This is a genomic window from Burkholderia sp. LAS2 (genome assembly GCF_018417615.1).
GTDB lineage: Bacteria > Pseudomonadota > Gammaproteobacteria > Burkholderiales > Burkholderiaceae > Burkholderia > Burkholderia sola.
Genome location: NZ_CP071054.1, coordinates 723,445 through 739,396, shown reverse-complemented (window position 1 = coordinate 739,396; position 15,952 = coordinate 723,445). Strand labels below are relative to the sequence as shown.

The window sequence follows — 15,952 nt, the reverse complement described above, 5'->3', positions numbered from 1 at the left end:
GTGACGCGATGGCCGGCAAGCTCGATCCGTATCGCCGCAAGCGCCATTTCGGCGCAACGCCCGAGCCCGAAGGCGCGCACGGGAAGCGGCGCACGAAGGCCGATGCGAAGGGCGACACGAAAGCGGGCACGAAGCCGAAGGCGAAGCCTGCCGCGCGCGCAAGCCATCCGCTGCGCTTCGTGATCCAGGAGCACCACGCGCGCCGGCTGCACTACGACTTCCGGCTCGAACTCGACGGCACGCTGAAGTCGTGGGCCGTGCCGAAGGGGCCGAGCTTCGATCCGCAGGTGAAGCGGCTCGCGGTGCACGTCGAGGACCATCCGCTCGAATACGCGTCGTTCGAAGGCGAGATTCCGGCCGGGCATTACGGTGCGGGGTCGGTCGTCGTCTGGGACGAGGGCACGTGGACGCCGGACGGCGGCGTTGCGCGGGCACGCGAAGGCTATCGGGCCGGCAAGCTGTCGTTCCGGCTCGACGGCGAGAAGCTGCACGGCGGCTGGGCGCTCGTGCGCAGCGGGCGGCAGGAAGGGCGCCAGGAGCAGTGGCTGCTGATCAAGGAGCGCGACGACGACGCCCGCGGCGCCGATGAATTCGACGTCGTCGGCGAGCGGCCGGGGAGTGTGCACGACGGCGCGTCGAACGGCGCGGCGCGCAAGCGCGCGGCTCGGCGCGGTCGATCGACGGGTGACGCCGGCGATGGACATGACGCGCGCCACGCCAGTGACGCCAGCCATGAAAGCCACGAAAGCCCCCGCCCCGCCGATCCGTCGCAGGTCGAAGGCGCGGTGCGTGCGCCGCTGCCGGAGCGCGTCGCGCCGCAACTCGCGACGCTGGTCGACGCGCCGCCGACCCACGGCGGCTGGTGCTACGAACTGAAGTTCGACGGCTATCGGATCCTCGCGCGCATCGCGGGGAAGGGCGCTCGCCGGCGCGTCACGCTGATGACGCGCGAAGGCCGCGACTGGACCGCGAAGCTGCGCGCGCAGCGCGACGCGCTCGCGGCGCTCGACGTCGACGACGCATGGCTCGACGGCGAGGCCGTCGTGCTCGGCGAAAACGGCTTGCCCGATTTCCAGGCGCTGCAGAACGCGTTCGGCGCGGACCGCTCGGACACGGTCACCTTCTTCGTATTCGATCTGCCTTATCTCGACGGATACGACCTGCGCGACGCGCCGCTCACCGCGCGTCGCGCGCTGCTCGAACCGCTGCTCGCGAGCAGCGACCCGGCGCGCGTGCGCTTTTCGCCCGATCTCGGCGAAGACGTCGCGTCGCTGATCGCGAGCGCGTGCGACACCGGCCTCGAAGGGCTGATCGGCAAGCGTGCGGACTCGCGCTACCGCGCCGGTCGTTCGCCTGCGTGGATCAAGCTCAAATGCCGGCGTCGGCAGGAGTTCGTGATCGGCGGCTTTACGGAGCCGTCCGGCAGCCGGCACGGCTTCGGCGCGCTGCTGCTCGGCGTGCACGAACCGGCGCCGGCCGGCAAGCGGCGGCGTGGGCCGACGCCGCTGCGCTACGTCGGCCGCGTCGGCACCGGCTTCGACGCGCGGATGCTCGACCGTCTCGCCGCGATCCTGCGCAAGCACGAACGCGACACGATGCCGTTCGATGCGCCGCCGCGCGAACGCACGCGCACGCGCGTGCACTGGGTCGAGCCGACGCTCGTCGCCGAATGCGAATTCGCGGAATGGACCGGCGACGGGATCGTGCGACAGGCCGCGTTCATCGCGCTGCGCGACGACAAGCCGGCGGAGCAGATCGTCCGCGAAATGCCGAAACACACGGAAACGGAGGTGACGATGGATCAACGCCAGACCCCGCACGACGACACATGCAAGCGCGCATCGCCTGCCGCTCGCGACACCGCCGATCGCAAGCGCCCGTCACGTTCTCGTGCAGCCGCCCGCGCCGAAGGCGACGCGTCCGGCCCCGACACGCTCGGCCGCGTGCGCATCACGCATCCCGAGCGCGTGCTCGACCCGCAAAGCGGTACGCGCAAGATCGATCTCGCGCGTTACTGGCAGTGGGTCGCGCCGTGGCTGCTCGCCGACCTGAAAGGCCGGCCCGTATCGCTCGTGCGCGCGCCGGGCGACATCGCCGGCGAGCTGTTCTTCCAGAAGCACGCGGAGCGCCGCGAGATCCCGTTCGTCACGCAGCACGAAGGGCTCGATCCCGGCCACGGGCCGCTGCTGTCGATCGACAGCGTCGATGCGCTGCTCGGCGCCGCGCAGATGGGCACGGTCGAGCTGCACACGTGGAACGCGCACGCGTCGAACATCGAGCGGCCGGACCGCATCGTGTTCGACCTCGATCCCGACCCGGCGCTGCCGTGGCGCACGATGATCGACGCCGCGCAACTCGTGCGCGGGCTGCTCGACGAGCTGGGGCTCGTGTCGTTCTGCAAGACGAGCGGCGGCAAGGGGCTGCACGTCGTCGTGCCGCTCACGCGGCATGCGGGCTGGGACGACGTGAAGGACTTTTCGCGCGCGGTCGCGCAGCACGTCGCCGGCACGCTGCCCGACCGTTTCACCGCGACGATGGGGCCGCGCCACCGGCGCGGCAAGATCTTCGTCGACTATCTGCGCAACGGGCGCGGCGCGAGCACGATCGCCGCGTATTCGGTGCGGGCGCGGCCCGGCATGGGCGTGTCGGTGCCGCTCGACTGGGACGAGGTGCCCGACACGACGGGCGGCGCGCAATGGACGATCGATACGCTGCACGAGCGGCTGGACACGCTGAAGCGCGACCCGTGGGAAGGCTATGCGAGCACGCGCCAGCGCATCACCGCGGCGATGCGGGCGCGGCTCGACGCCGGTGCGTGAAGCGTCAGTGCCGATGCTGCTGCAGCCGGTAATACCAGTTCATCAGCGGCGTCGCGGAGATCCCGTGCGCGACCACCGAAGCCGATACCACGGCCAGCACCGGCGCCGCGAGGGGGCGCACCACGTCGGACGGCCCGTGCTCGAGCGCGAACAGCAGGTAGTAGAACGAACCGATCCCGCGGATGCCGAACCACGCCATCAGCCGCCGCTGCGCATGCGTCGCGCGCGAGCCGGTGAGCGTGACCAGCACCGCGAGCGGACGCACGGCGACGAACAGCGCGGTGGCCAGCGCGATGGCGCCCCACGTGAGCAGCGGGCCGGGCAACGTCGCGAGCACGCTGCCGATCATCGTCATCACGATCGCTTCGGCGATCCGTTCGAGCTCGATCGTGAAGCCGAGCACCGATTCGGCCATGAACGCATGCGCTTTGTCCGGATGCTTCTCGGTGGCGACCACGTCTTCCGAGTCGATCTGGCCGATCACTTCGCGCGGTGGCCGGTCGCCGCTCGCGCGATGCTCGACCCACCGCATCGCGACGCCGGCCGCGAACGTCGCGATGAAGCCGAACGTGTGCGCGAGCTGCGCGGCGCCGAACGACAGCACGATCAGCGCGAGCGCGAAGAAGCCTTCGAGGCCGAGCGCCTGGCCGTGGCGCGTGCGCAGCCACCCGATCGTCTTCGTCGTGACCCAGCCGAGCCCGCCGCCGATCGCGGCCGCACCGGCGATGCCCCACAGCGCGACGAGCGCGAACGTGCCGGACAGCGGCGGGATGCCGTGCGTGGCGCCCGGTGCGCCGCACAGCGCGAGCCCCGCGAGCGCGAACGGCAGCGCGATGCCGTCGTTCATCCCGCCTTCGCCGGACAACGCGAAGCGCACCAGGTCGCGATCGCCCGGATCGTGCACCTGCACGTCGTGCGCGAGCACCGGGTCGGTCGGCGCGAGGATCGCCGCGAGCAGCAGCGCGGGGCCCCAGCCGAGGTCCAGCGCGAGCACCGCGCATGCGGCGAGCAGCGGCACGGTGACGATCATCGCGAGCAGCCCGAGACGGCACGGCACGAGCCACAGCTTGTCGGACAGCGGCACGCGCAGCCGCAGCCCGATCGCGAACAGCGACACCAGCAGCGCGACTTCGACGATCTCGCGCAGCAGCGGCCCGTCGCGTTCGAGGTCGAGATGCAGCAGGCCGGCGCCGGCCGGGCCGAGCGCGACGCCGAGCACCAGGTAAATCATGGCCGAGCTGCATGGCAGGTGGCGCAGCGCCGACGTCACGACGCCCATGCCGAGCAGCACGGCGCCGATGATCAGGTACCAGAGGGTTTCGTGCATGCGTGTGAATCGCAGGGAGGGAGACGGGCGGCGCGCCAGCCGTCACGGCTTGCGGCCGAAGGCTTCCCGCAGTTTCCGCTTCGCGCGTTCGAGCGTCGTACGGCGCGTTTTCGGCAGGTTGCGGCCCGCGCGGTTCACGTAGAAGTTCAGCATCGACATCGCCGACTGGAACGGCGACGCCTTGCGGCGACGGCTGTGCTCGGCCGAGTGCTTCAGCGACGCCGCGATCGCGGCCGGATCGTCGGATTTGAAGATGTCGGGCTCGATGTCGAGCGCATCGCTTTTTTGCGTGACTTCGCCGGACCAGCGCTTGCGGTGGGCCGGGTCGGCGCTGCGCGCGCGGCCCGGGCGGCGCGTGTGGCGCTTGCCGTGCGCATGGGAAGCAGAGGCGGAAGCGGAAGGCATCAGGCAGGGGCTCCGTATGAGGTGACAGAAAGGTCGTGTGGACAGAGGCGCCGCAAATCCCGTGCCGCGTCGCGAGCGCGGCCAGTGACGGCATGGGCCTTGCTGAGACGTCGGAGCAGGAATTTCCATCACGCGATCACCCATAGGGAGAAAACGCCATGAAATCAGCATTCGAATCGAAGTTTGTCGCGCGGCGCGTGCTGGCCTGCGCGGCCGTCGCGATCGTCGCGGCGGCGCCGCCCGCGTGGGCGCAGAATTCGCAGCGCTCGGACGAGGGCACCGGCGCGCCGAATCCGTCGATGGACATGTCGACGCCGAGCGCCAACGGCAATACGGCCGCGCCGCCTCCGCCGGCGGGTACGCAACGGCATGGCGCGAAGCACGGGATGCGTTCGCATAGCGGGGCGGCCGGCCATGTGAAGCCGGGCGGCGGCCCGAACGGCGCGGGCCAGGGCGGTAGCGGCGCCGCGGGCGGCGGTGTCGGCGGCGGCTCTGGCGGCGCCGGCGGGTCGGGCGGTATGGGCGGCTCGGGTGGAACGAGCGGCACGGGCGCCGGCAACGGCGGTTCGGCCGGCTCGACGGGCACGGGCGGCGGCGGGGCCGGCGGCACGGGCGGCGGGTCCAGCGGTTATTGACGGTGTCGTGCCGGCGCGGCCGGCACGGCGCGATGGCGGCGCGGTTTCCCGGGACGGGCGCACCGCCACCACGCAGGAGGACATCATGCAATCGAATTCCCGGATTTTCCTGGAGCACGACGAGATCGACGGCGAGGCAAGCGACATGGACGATCTCGACACGACGGTCCACGTGGACGTCGAAACGGGCAGGGTCATGTTCCACGCAGCGTGGGCGAACGCCGTCGAGGCGCCGCCCGAGGCGGCCCGGCATTCGGTCGTGCTCGCGCTCGAATGCTCGACGATGGAACGCTACGCGGATCTCGACGAAGGCGCGCGGATGCGCGTGCACGCGATGCTGCACGACGCCGTGCAGCAGACGCTCGAGCAATTGCCCGATACCGGCGAAAACCTGACGCTGACGGTCGAGCTGACCGACGCGATGCTCGACGCCGCCCGTCATCTGCAGTAATCGCATCGGATCGACGTGCGGCGTCGCCGCGGCGTTGCGTTACATCCCGTTGAAATCTTTGCAGCCGGGCGCGGCGACGTGCAGCGGCCGATCCCGCCCGTTCGCGGGTGGCCGCCATCGATGGCGGGTCGTTCCCCTTTGTGCCGCGCTACGCACGGCGTGACGACGCACATGGGCAGCGGCTTCCGCGGCCGGAACGGCGATTGCTGCGCGACAGGCAACGGCACGACATGTGCCGACCTATCTCTATCCCCATCCCATCCACGGAGGCATTCATGAGCGGCAGGCTGGATCATTGCAAGGTAGCGATTCTGGCGGTCGACGGCTTCGAGGAAGCCGAGCTCGTCGAACCGCAGCGCGCGCTTGCGGCCGAAGGCGCGCAGGTGGACGTGATTTCGCAGCAGCGCGGCGAGATCCAGGGTTTCCGGCACGTCGACAAGGGCGAGCGCGTGAAGGTCGACCGCACGTTCGACGATGCGCGCGAAGGCGACTACGACGCGGTCGTGCTGCCGGGCGGCGTCATCAACGGCGATGCGATCCGGATGGTGCCGGCCGCGCGCGAATTCGTGACGGCGGCCGTCGGCGCCGGCAAGCCGATCGCCGCGATCTGCCACGGCGGCTGGCTGCTGGTATCGGCCGGGCTCGTCGAAGGCAAGACGATGACGAGCTGGCCGAGCCTGCAGGACGACATCCGTCACGCGGGCGGCAAGTGGGTGGACGAGGAAGTCGTGCGCGACGGCAACCTGATCACGAGCCGCAAGCCGGCCGATCTGCCCGCGTTCAACGGCGCGCTGATCGAGCGCCTCGCGTCGCGGAGGGCCTGAGCCGATGCCGGCCGATTCCCCACGCCGCGTGACGCTGACCGACGAACCGCCCACGTTCGACGGCGCGGCGCTGCAGTTGCGCTTCGTCGTCGACGTCGACGGGGTGCCGCACGCCTGCGCGATCACCGTCGAGGCGCTGGAAGATCATTTCGGCGCGCGCTCCGCGCTGGAGGCCGATTTGCGCGACGCGTTCGAGCGCGGTCGTGCGCGTATCGAAGCCGCGTGCGCGGACGTGCTGGCGAGCGGCAACCACGACGTGGTGCTGCACAGCGGGTATTTCCGTGCGCCGGCCGGGCGTGCGCGGGCTGGGTTGTTTGGCCCGCGGGGGTCGTGAGCGGCGGCACAGTCCCCAGGTGTTGCGCCCGCTTTTACGCCGTCCGCGTGCGGCCCGCCGCCCTTACATGCCGTTGAAAACTTTGCAGCGGCTCGAACGCGCCGTGCGGTGCCGCATCGCGCGGCGCGCGCATCGCACGGCCACCACTCGAATAACACCGATTGGCACGTTCCCTGCATGCCCGTAACGTCGCCGACGCACGATTCGCGCCGCTGCCGATGCGACGCCGGTGTCGCGTCGCGCATCGCCGCCAACGGGGAAACGAGCATGCTGACCGCACACGAATTTGCCGCGCTGTTCCTGGCGCATCACGCGCCGGAACAGATCCAGATCGACCGCGACGACATCGTCGCGCTCGTCGAACGACACCTGATCGTGATGGAGCGCGACGATGCGTCCGGCCAACACCGCCCCGCGTTGACTGCCGACGGCCTGTCGGTCCTGCGCTGCGTGCAACGACACGACGGGGCCCGGTTCGACGCCACGGAAGCGTGACGCACCGGGCCGCGCACGGCGCTCACCGCGCGATCGCGACGGGCGCATTGACCTGCACAACCGGCGGCTGGCCTTCGAACGGCGGCGCGTACAGGAAGCGGTCGATCACGCCGGCCTCGAACAGCAGACAGTAGGTCGAGCCGCCGAACTGGAAATAGCCGATCTCGTCGCCCTTGTCGACGCGCTGCCCCGGCATGACGTCGATCACGCACGACGACACGTCGCCCATCCCGACGAACACGGCGGCCACCGTGCCGATGCCGGGATCGTCGCTCGAGATCGCGACCACCGCGCGCGCGGCGACCGCCGTCATGTAGCCCTGCGAGTCGTTGAGCCCGGCCGGGTCCGGGCCTTCCGCTTCGGCGACCGAGTAATAGGCGCCGTCCACCCGATACGCGTGGGTGACTACCCCACGCACCGGCGCATGCCAGCGATGGTAGTTGTACGCGCTGAGGTAGGCCTGGTAGACGTCGCCGCCGACGAAGCGCTCGGCGAGCGACAGCCACGCGGGCGTGAAGAGGTCGCGCAGCGAGTACGGCTGCGACTTGATCCAGAACGTGTCGCGCAGCTTCACGTTCGTTTCGGTGTGATACGGCGACGCTTCGCACGCGCTGACGATCACGTGCGGATCGTCGGGCGCCGCGACGGGCCGCGCGCCGTCGCGAAAGCGCCGCGTGAAGAAGTCGTTCCACGAATCGAAGCCCCAGTGCGGCTGGTCTTCGCGATACTGGAACTGCGACAGCGCGAGGCGCTTGCGCGCTTCGTCGCAGAACCAGCCGTCGGGCGGCGACGTGTCGAGATGCGCGCGCGAATGCGGGCCGCCGAGGAAGTCGCACCACGCATTCAATACGCGCTTCAACTGCGCATTGACCGACGCGTCGCGAAACACCGCGTGACCCGACGGCATGCACATCGGCCAGTCGAAGAATGCGTTCAGCGGGCACACGATCAGGCTTTCCTCGCTGAACGGCGGCGTGTAGGTCATCAGATGGTCGAGCACCGTCATCAGCTCGCCGATCGATGCGTAGCCGAGCCGGTATCCCGCTTCGAGCGCTTCGTCGATCGCGCGCGTCAGGCTCATGCGCAGCACCGCGTTGTCGTCGAACAGCCGCGCGAGTTCCTGGACGGCCGGCGTGCGCAGCCTGTCGCCGGCATGCGCGCGCGCTTCGTTCGCCATTTTTTCGCGGAACGCGGCCATGTGCGATTCCTCGGTGGCCATCCATCCGCCGAGGCGGCGGCGTGTGGCGGGCGGCGCGTTGCGATTCGTCATCGTCACCTCCGTAATGGTTAGGGGGCGAAGCGATGGAGCAAGACGCTTGCCCGGCGCGCGGCACCGAAATTGCTGCGTTCGGGCGACCGGTTTTTTCGATGACTCAGGAGAGAAAAATGGATACGGCTTCGAACGCACGACAGACGAACGATGCGGGATCGACGGACGAGCGTCGCCGCGACGGCCAGCGGACCGTGACGCCGACGCGGGTGCGCGCACGACCGCATGCGGCGGCCCCGCGCGACGGTGCGCGACGCGGTGAGCGCGGTGGCGGTCGTGCAAGCGGAAATGGGCCCGTGACGCCGAGCCGTGGAGCGGAGGCGGGGAAACCGCTGTGGGAAGACGATAGCGGCGAGATGCCGCCGGAAGAGTGGTCGTGAGGTTGCCGACGCCCGTCGTTGACTGCACAAAGACGCTTACGATCGGGCGTTTCGGTTGAAATTCGATGACGTGTGTGCAAAATCGATTATTCACGGCACGTTTTGCACAAAATCGATTTCGGTGACTCACGGGGCTGGCACGAACCGGGCGTCGGCTTCAACCACCATTCCGCCCCGCGACCAGCACCGCCACAGGCAACTCGGCCAGACAGCGATCGAGCGCCAGCACCCCTTCCGGCGCATCGAGCGCGTCCCCCGCATTCAACCCGTCGACCCACGGCCCTTCGACGGCGCGCGGCAGCACGACCGCCGTATCGCCCCATTGCGCAGGCTCCACCCGCGGCAACGCAGGCGCTTCGCCGAGCAACCGGCACGCGAGCCGAGTCGCGATCACCACCACGGTCGCCGCGTCATCGCAGCGCGCGAACGCCACCGCGTGCCGCGCGAGCGTGCCACGCACCCGCAACGGAACGTATGCGCCGTCCGCAAATGTCGTCGGCCATCGCGCACGCAGCGCCAGCATCCGCTCGATCAGCGCACGCTTCACGCGCGCATCGGGCCATGTCGATAGATACGACGCAACCGGCCCGTCGACCGCTTCGGTCGCCAGCGTCGCGAACGGCACGTCGCGCCGGTTATCCGGATCGACGAGCGAGTGATCCCATGACTCGCTACCTTGATAGAGATCGGGTACGCCGGGCGACGCGATTCGCAGCGCCGTTTGCGTCAGGCTGTTGACGACGCCGGCCGGCGCGATCCGTGCGACGAACGCATGCAGCCGATGCGCAAAATCGCCCGCGCCGCGCGGCGTCAGGATCGCGCGGACGAACGCTTCGCAGCTTTGCTCGTAGTCCGGCTCGGGCGCGAGCCAGTCGGTGTACTGCTTCGCTTCGCGCAGCGCCTTCGTCTGCCATTGCACGACGCGCGTCGCGAGCGCGTCGAGGCCGGTCGCGTCGTCGGGGGCGAGCGCAGGCGGCCAGCAGCCGACGAGCGTCTGGACCAGCATCGCCTCGGCGGCCGGCCCGGGCGTCCACGCGAGGTCGCGGTGCGCGCCGCCGCGATGCGGCTGATTCAGCGCCGACCAGTCGAGCGACACCGCGCGCCACGCATCGGGCACCTCGCTCAGCACCGCGAGCCGCGCCCGCGCGTCCTCGCCGCGCTTGTGATCGTGCGTGGCCGTCGCGACGAGCCCGTGCGGCGCGGTGCGCGCGCGGCGCCGGTTGCGTGCATGGAACGCGCCGCGCGACAGGCTGAAGTCGCCGGCATCGGCGCCCACCTCGTTGCGCGACAGCAGCCGGCCGTAGCGATAGTTGGCCGTATCCTCGACGCCCTTCGCGGCCAGCGGCGCGGTGAGCTGCGCGAACGCGACACGCGCGGCGACCAGCGCATCGGCGTCCACGCGCGGCACGCGCACGACCGGCAAGCCGAGCCACGCGGCGACGCGCTCGAGCGCGAAGCGGTCGGTCGGATCGACCGTCGCGCAAGCACCGTCGTACGCGTGCGCGAGCACGCGGCGGTCGACGTCGGCCGGTTCGGCGCCCCGCGCCGGATACATCCGGTACACGGGCAGCCGTATCGCGAGTTCGCCGAGCACGCGCCGGATCGCGATCAGGCTGATGTCGCGCGTCGCGGGCGACGCCCGCGCAATCCCGTGCAGCAGCCGCGCGACGCGCGCATGCTCGCCGGCGAGCTGGCGCATCAGCACGCGCCGCTTGCCGTCGAGCGCTTCCTGCGCGAACGTGCGCGCGGAACCCGATACGGCCGCCCAGTGCGCGGCGAGCGGTTCGGCGCCGGCCGGGTCGTGCAGCAGCGCGCCAACGTCGTTCATGAAGTCGTAGCCGGTGGTGCCGTCGACGGCCCAGTCGGTGCGCAGTGCTTCGCGGGGCGCGAGGATCTTCTCGACGACGATATAGGGCCGCGCGTCGCGCTGCGCGGCGAGCCGTGCGTGCAGCCGACGGCAATACGCGCGCGGATCGGCGAGGCCGTCGACGTGATCGACGCGCACGCCGTCGACGAGCCCGGCCGCATGCAGGCGCAGCGGCAGCGCATGCACGGCGTCGAATACCGCCTCGTCTTCGACGCGCACGGCCGCGAGCGTCGCGATGTCGAAGAAGCGCCGCCAGTTCAGCTCGTCGGCGGCCGTGCGCCACCACGCGAGCCGGTAGTGCTGGCGTTCGAGCAAGTGATGCAGGCACGCGCGCGAGCGTGCGCGGCGCGGATCGGCGCCGCGCAATACCGCATCGAGCGCATGCGGGCCGTGCGCGGCCGCATGGTCGCGCAGCGCCGCATGGGCGGCGGCCAGCCGCGCGCTGTCGCGGATCGGCGCGACGTCGAAGCGCTCGGCGAGCGCGTTCAGGTCCGCGCGATTCGCGATGCGCAGGATCTCCGCGTAGGTGGCGGCGGCGACCGGCAGCCGCCGCCCCGGGCATGCGATATAGAAGCGGCCCGCGGCCGGATCGGCGCGCAGCGTGATGTCGCCGGCCGCGAGCGCGTCGCCGTACGGCGCGCCGAGGCACGGCAACAGCACCTTGCCGTCGAGCGCCGGGTCGGGCGGATGCCAGTCGATGTCGAAATAGCGCGCGTACGGGCTCGCCGACCCCCATTCGAGCACGTCGTTCCACCAGCCGTTCGACGATCCGCCGACGCCCATGTGGTTCGGCACGATATCGATGATGATGCCGAGGCCGCGTGCGCGCAGCGCGTCGACGAGCCGCATGAAACCGGCTTCGCCGCCGCGTTCCGCGCTGAGCGCGCCGTGGTCGACGGTGTCGTAGCCGTGCAGCGAGCCGGGCTCGGCCGTCGACACCGGCGACAGGTACAGGTGGCTGACGCCGAGCCGCGCGAAGTAGTCGGCGTGTGCGGCCGCGTCGTCGAACGTGAAGCCCGCATGCAGCTGCAGTCGCAGCGTCGCGCGTGGGGTCATGGGCCGTGCCTCCGCGCGCGGCGCGCCTGCACGACCGCGGCGATGCGCGTGCGTACGTCGGCGTCGAACAGCGTGTCGATCGGGCGCGGCAGCCGCTGCCGCCAGTTCGGATGGCCGCACGGCGGCCCCGGCAGGTTCGGCTGCGCGTCGAGCGCGAGCAGATCCTCGAGCGGCAGCAGCGCGAGCGGCGACGGGCTGCTCGCGACGTAGGCCAGGATCGCGTTCACCGGCGGCATGTCGGCCGGCGGCACCGCGGCGCCGGCCGGCGCGCAGCCGGCGTGCTGCAGCGCGTGCCACAGCGCCGCGCGCTCGGTCGCGCGTTCCGCATGCGCGGCGAGCAGTTCGGGCGGCGGCGGGGGCGTCGCGCGATTCGAATCGGGGCGCTGTACGGTGTCGTGTCCGAACGCCATGCTTTGCACGATCTCGTCCGAATCGTGCGCGCTCGCATCGTCCGGCGCCGGGGCAGCGACGTCTCGCGATTGCGCTTCGTCGCGTCGCTTAGCGGCCTCGGCCTCGGCCGCGACGCGCCGCCACCCGAGATCGACGCCGCGCCACCAGCCGGCCACGGCCGGCAAATCGTGCGTCGACGTCATCGCGATCGCGTCGCGATCCCACGCGGACGGCGGCCGGAACGCGCCATTCGCATCGCGCTCGAACCACAGCACGCGCATGCCCGCGACACCCTGCGCGCCGAGCCGTTCGCGCAACCCGGCCGGCACGGTGCCCAGATCCTCGCCGATCGCGATCGCGCGATGACGCGCCGCTTCCAGCGCGACAAGCCGCACCAGATCGTCGAGCGGATAGCGCAGGTACGCGCCGCTGCGCGGCGAGCCGCCGTCCGGCACGATCCACATCCGCGCGAAACCGAGCACGTGATCGATGCGGATGCCCCCCGCGTGCGCGAACGCCGCGCGCAGCAGTTCGATGAACGGCATGAAGCCGTCCGCGCGCAGCGCGTCGGGCGTCCACGTCGTCACGCCCCACGCCTGGCCGGCCGCATTGAACAGGTCGGGCGGCGCGCCGAGCGACACGCCGCGCAGCAGCGTCGTGCCGTGCGCCCACGCGTCGCTGCCGGCCCGATCGGAGCCGACCGCGAGATCGGCGATCAGCCCGGTCGCCATCCCCGCGCCGCGCGCCGCGTGCTGCGCGTCGCCGAGCGCGCGCGACGCGCACCATTGCAGGAACGTGTGGAACGCGATCGTGTCGGTATGCGCGTGCGCGAACGCGTCGACTTCCGCCGATCCCGGCATGCGCCATTGCGCGGGCCACTGCCGCCAGTCCGCGCCGATCCCGTGCTCGATGCAGAATGCCTGCAGCGCATCGAAGCGCGCATGCGCGTCGAGCGCCGCGCCGCCCGCCGCACGAAAACGCTGGAACGTATCGCGCGACGGGTCGTCGCTGGCGCGCCATGCGTCGAAGCACGCACGCAGACGGCGCAGCTTCGCCGGCAGCACGCGCGGCCAGTCGATCAGCGCGGCATCGGCCGGGCCGTCGGGTGCCCGACGCGCGACATCGGCGCCCGGCACCGCATCGCAGTCGAGATACGCGACGTTGTGCCAGCGTCGCGACGACGGCGAATACGGGCTGTCGTGCGCGGGGAGCGCCGGATAGCCGGCGTGTGTCGGGCTGATCGCCACCGCCTGCGCGCCGTGGCGCGCGGCCTGTGCGACCAGCCGCGCGAGCGCCGTGTAGTCGCCCGCGCCGTCGTCGCCGGTGCGGCGCAGGCTGTAGAGCTGCGCCGCAATGCCCCAGCGGCGGCCCGCGTCGTGGGCGCGGGCGAACGCGTCGAACGGCCGCGCCCGCGGCGGCGCGATCGCGAGCCCGATACGCTGCTCGCCGATGTCGAGCGCGTGATAGCCGGGCATCGCGAGCGGCGGCAGCGTGCCGGGTTCGCCCGTGCCGCCCACGCGGCCATCCACGTGCCCGCCGGTTTCGAGCGAGATCCGGAAGCGCGCGCCCGGCGCCGCGACGGTCGCGGGCAGCGTCACCGGCAGGCCGGCGTCACCGGTCACGACGCGCGGCGGCGCCGCGTTCGCATCGGCGAGCGCCGCCGCGCTGTCGACCCGCTGGATCGCGGTGCCGCACGGCCAGCCAAGCGCATCGACGAGCGCGACGAGCGCATCGTCGTCCACGCGTCGCGCGACGCCGCCCGAGTCGGTCCAGTCGGGTTCCAGGCCGGCCGCCCGGGCGAGCGCGGCGATCGGGACGTCGGTCGTCATGAAGGGCTCCGTCCGTTCGCGCGGTGCTGCCGCGCATCGTGGTTGACCGCGCCGTCGCGCCACGCGATGCACGCGCGCGGCGGCACGTGCCCGCCGGGCAGCCGGTCGCGCGCACGCGGCGGCGTCTCGAACACGATCTTGCCGACCGGCAGCGCGGGCAGCGTCGCGTCGTGCGAGCCGAGATTCAGCGCGATCGTCAGCGTGCTGCCGTCGCCGAGGCGCCAGCGCGCGACCAGCGCGGGCGGGTCGCCGTCGCCCGCGAGCAGGTCGACGCCGAGCGAGCGCGCATCGGCCAGGTGCGGCGTCACGAGCGCCGCGCGCACGGCCAGCGCGCTGCGGTAGAAGCGCCGCCACGCGGCCGCGTCGGGCCACGACTCGTCGGGCGGATGGTGCGACGACGAGCGCACGAACGTCGCGATGTCGTTCGGGTCGGGAATCGCGTCGCGATGCGCGGCGTCGGCGAATGCGGGAAACGCGGCGAATTCGCGGCGCCGCCCTTCGCGCACCGCGTCGGCGAGCGCGCCGCGATAGTCGGTGAAGAACTGGAACGGCTGCGTGCTGCCGTCTTCCTCGCCCATGAACAGCAGCGGAACCGACGGCGCGAGCAGCATCAGCGCGGTGGCCGCGCGCACCGCGTCGTCGTTCGCGAGCGCGCGCAGCCGTTCGCCGAACGCGCGGTTGCCGATCTGGTCGTGGTTCTGCAGGAACGCGATGAACGCGGTCGGCGGCAGGTGCGCGCTCGGCTCGCCGCGCGCGGCGCCGTCGTGCAGCGGCGACGGTTCGCCCTGATACGCGAAGCCTTCGCCGAGCGTGCGCGCGAAATGACGCAGCGGCGCATCCGCGTATGCGCGGTAGTAACCGTCGCGCTCGCCGGTCAGCAGCACGTGCGCGCTGTTGTGGAAGTCGTCGTTCCATTGCGCGTCGAAGCCGCCGGGGCCGAGCAGGCTCGCGGCATTGCGCTCGTTCTCCAGCACGAGATGCACGTGGCGCGCGTCGCCCGCGTAGGCGCGCACGCGGCGCGCGAGTTCGCGCAGCCACGCGTCGTCGTCGATCGCGTGCGCGGCATCGATGCGCAGCCCGTCGAAACGGTATTCGTCGAGCCAGTACAGCGCGTTGTCGATGAAGAACGCGCTCGTCTGCGGGCGGGAGAAGTCGATCGCCGGCCCCCACGCGGTCTGCCGGTCCGCGCGGAAGAAGTCGGGCGCATAGCGCGGCAGCAGGTTGCCTTCGGGGCCGAAGTGGTTGTACACGACGTCGAGGAACACCTGCAGCCCGAGCCCGTGCGCGGTGTCGATCAGCGATTTCAGTTCCTCGGGCCGCCCGTACGACGCGTCGGGCGCGAACGGCAGCACGCCGTCGTAGCCCCAGTTGCGCGCGCCGGGGAACGCATTGACGGGCATCAGCTCGACCGCGGTCACGCCGAGTTCGGCGATCGCCGGCAGCCGTCGTTCGACGGCCGCGTAGCCGCCGCATGCGCCGACGTGCAGCTCGTACAGCACCGTCTCGCGCCACGGACGGCCGCGCCACGCGTCGTGACGCCAGCGGTACGCGGCCGGATCGACGACCTGGCTCGGGCCCAGCACGTCATACGGCTGGAAGCGCGACGCGGGATCGGCCACCGCGAGCGCGTCGTCGAGCAGGTAGCGGTACAGCGTGCCGGGGCCGCACGGCGCGATCGTCTCGAACCAGCCGTCGCCGGCCGGCGCCATCGGGAGCGCGCGGCCGCCCGCGTCCTGCAGTTCGACGGCGGCCGTGCGGCTCGCGGGCGCCCACAGCCGGAAGCGCGTGCGGTCCGCATCGAGGCAGGTCGCGCCGAACGACGACGCGTATGCGTGCGTGCCGGGCGAATGGGCGGAACGGGACGTCATGG

Annotated in this window: 12 protein-coding genes; 6 read left to right on the top strand and 6 right to left on the bottom strand. The window is 71.6% G+C overall.

What is annotated here, in order from left to right:
- The first annotated feature begins 8 nt into the window (after nt 1-8).
- Nucleotides 9-2,819, top strand: a complete 2,811-nt coding sequence (gene ligD / locus JYG37_RS32435; protein ID WP_213346698.1) for a DNA ligase D — start codon at nt 9-11, stop codon at nt 2,817-2,819.
- Nucleotides 2,820-2,823: 4 nt separating this feature from the next.
- Here ligD and JYG37_RS32430 read toward each other — a convergent pair whose 3' ends face one another.
- Both JYG37_RS32430 and JYG37_RS32425 read right to left on the bottom strand, forming a co-directional pair.
- Complete coding sequence (locus tag JYG37_RS32430; RefSeq protein WP_213346697.1) at nt 2,824-4,146, bottom strand: cation:proton antiporter; 1,323 nt, start codon at nt 4,144-4,146, stop codon at nt 2,824-2,826.
- A 42-nt stretch (nt 4,147-4,188) separates the two neighbouring features.
- Nucleotides 4,189-4,551 (bottom strand): DUF3175 domain-containing protein, encoded by a 363-nt coding sequence (locus JYG37_RS32425; protein WP_050013976.1) that lies wholly within the window; start codon nt 4,549-4,551, stop codon nt 4,189-4,191.
- A 158-nt stretch (nt 4,552-4,709) separates the two neighbouring features.
- Here JYG37_RS32425 and JYG37_RS32420 point away from each other — a divergent pair, with 158 nt between their 5' ends.
- The 5 genes from JYG37_RS32420 to JYG37_RS32400 all read left to right on the top strand — a co-directional run bounded on the left by JYG37_RS32420 (nt 4,710) and on the right by JYG37_RS32400 (nt 7,290).
- Nucleotides 4,710-5,186 (top strand): hypothetical protein, encoded by a 477-nt coding sequence (locus JYG37_RS32420; RefSeq protein ID WP_213346696.1) that lies wholly within the window; start codon nt 4,710-4,712, stop codon nt 5,184-5,186.
- A gap of 85 nt (nt 5,187-5,271) precedes the next feature.
- Nucleotides 5,272-5,637 (top strand): DUF3022 domain-containing protein, encoded by a 366-nt coding sequence (locus JYG37_RS32415; protein ID WP_050013974.1) that lies wholly within the window; start codon nt 5,272-5,274, stop codon nt 5,635-5,637.
- A gap of 275 nt (nt 5,638-5,912) precedes the next feature.
- Nucleotides 5,913-6,461, top strand: a complete 549-nt coding sequence (locus tag JYG37_RS32410) for a type 1 glutamine amidotransferase domain-containing protein (protein WP_050013973.1) — start codon at nt 5,913-5,915, stop codon at nt 6,459-6,461.
- A 4-nt stretch (nt 6,462-6,465) separates the two neighbouring features.
- A complete protein-coding gene (locus tag JYG37_RS32405) occupies nt 6,466-6,795 on the top strand; it encodes a DUF1488 family protein (RefSeq protein WP_050013972.1) in 330 nt (109 codons plus the stop codon).
- Nucleotides 6,796-7,062: 267 nt separating this feature from the next.
- Nucleotides 7,063-7,290 carry a hypothetical protein gene (locus tag JYG37_RS32400; protein ID WP_213346695.1) on the top strand — a complete coding sequence of 76 codons (228 nt, stop codon included), beginning with the start codon at nt 7,063-7,065 and terminating at the stop codon, nt 7,288-7,290.
- Between the two features lie 22 nt (nt 7,291-7,312).
- Here JYG37_RS32400 and JYG37_RS32395 read toward each other — a convergent pair whose 3' ends face one another.
- The 4 genes from JYG37_RS32395 to treZ all read right to left on the bottom strand — a co-directional run bounded on the left by JYG37_RS32395 (nt 7,313) and on the right by treZ (nt 15,950).
- The gene (locus tag JYG37_RS32395) at nt 7,313-8,560 is read right to left on the bottom strand and encodes a phosphatidylserine decarboxylase family protein (RefSeq protein WP_213346694.1); all 1,248 of its coding nucleotides are present in this window, start codon (nt 8,558-8,560) and stop codon (nt 7,313-7,315) included.
- Between the two features lie 537 nt (nt 8,561-9,097).
- On the bottom strand, nt 9,098-11,863 hold the full coding sequence (gene treY, locus JYG37_RS32390) for a malto-oligosyltrehalose synthase (protein WP_213346693.1): 2,766 nt from the start codon (nt 11,861-11,863) through the stop codon (nt 9,098-9,100).
- The gene (malQ, locus tag JYG37_RS32385; protein ID WP_213346692.1) at nt 11,860-14,082 is read right to left on the bottom strand and encodes a 4-alpha-glucanotransferase; all 2,223 of its coding nucleotides are present in this window, start codon (nt 14,080-14,082) and stop codon (nt 11,860-11,862) included. The genes treY and malQ overlap by 4 nt, the downstream gene beginning before the upstream one ends.
- Nucleotides 14,079-15,950: a malto-oligosyltrehalose trehalohydrolase gene (treZ, locus tag JYG37_RS32380; protein WP_213346691.1), complete on the bottom strand. Its 1,872-nt coding sequence runs from the start codon at nt 15,948-15,950 to the stop codon at nt 14,079-14,081. Before treZ ends, malQ begins: the two co-directional genes overlap by 4 nt.
- Between the last annotated feature and the right edge of the window lie 2 nt (nt 15,951-15,952).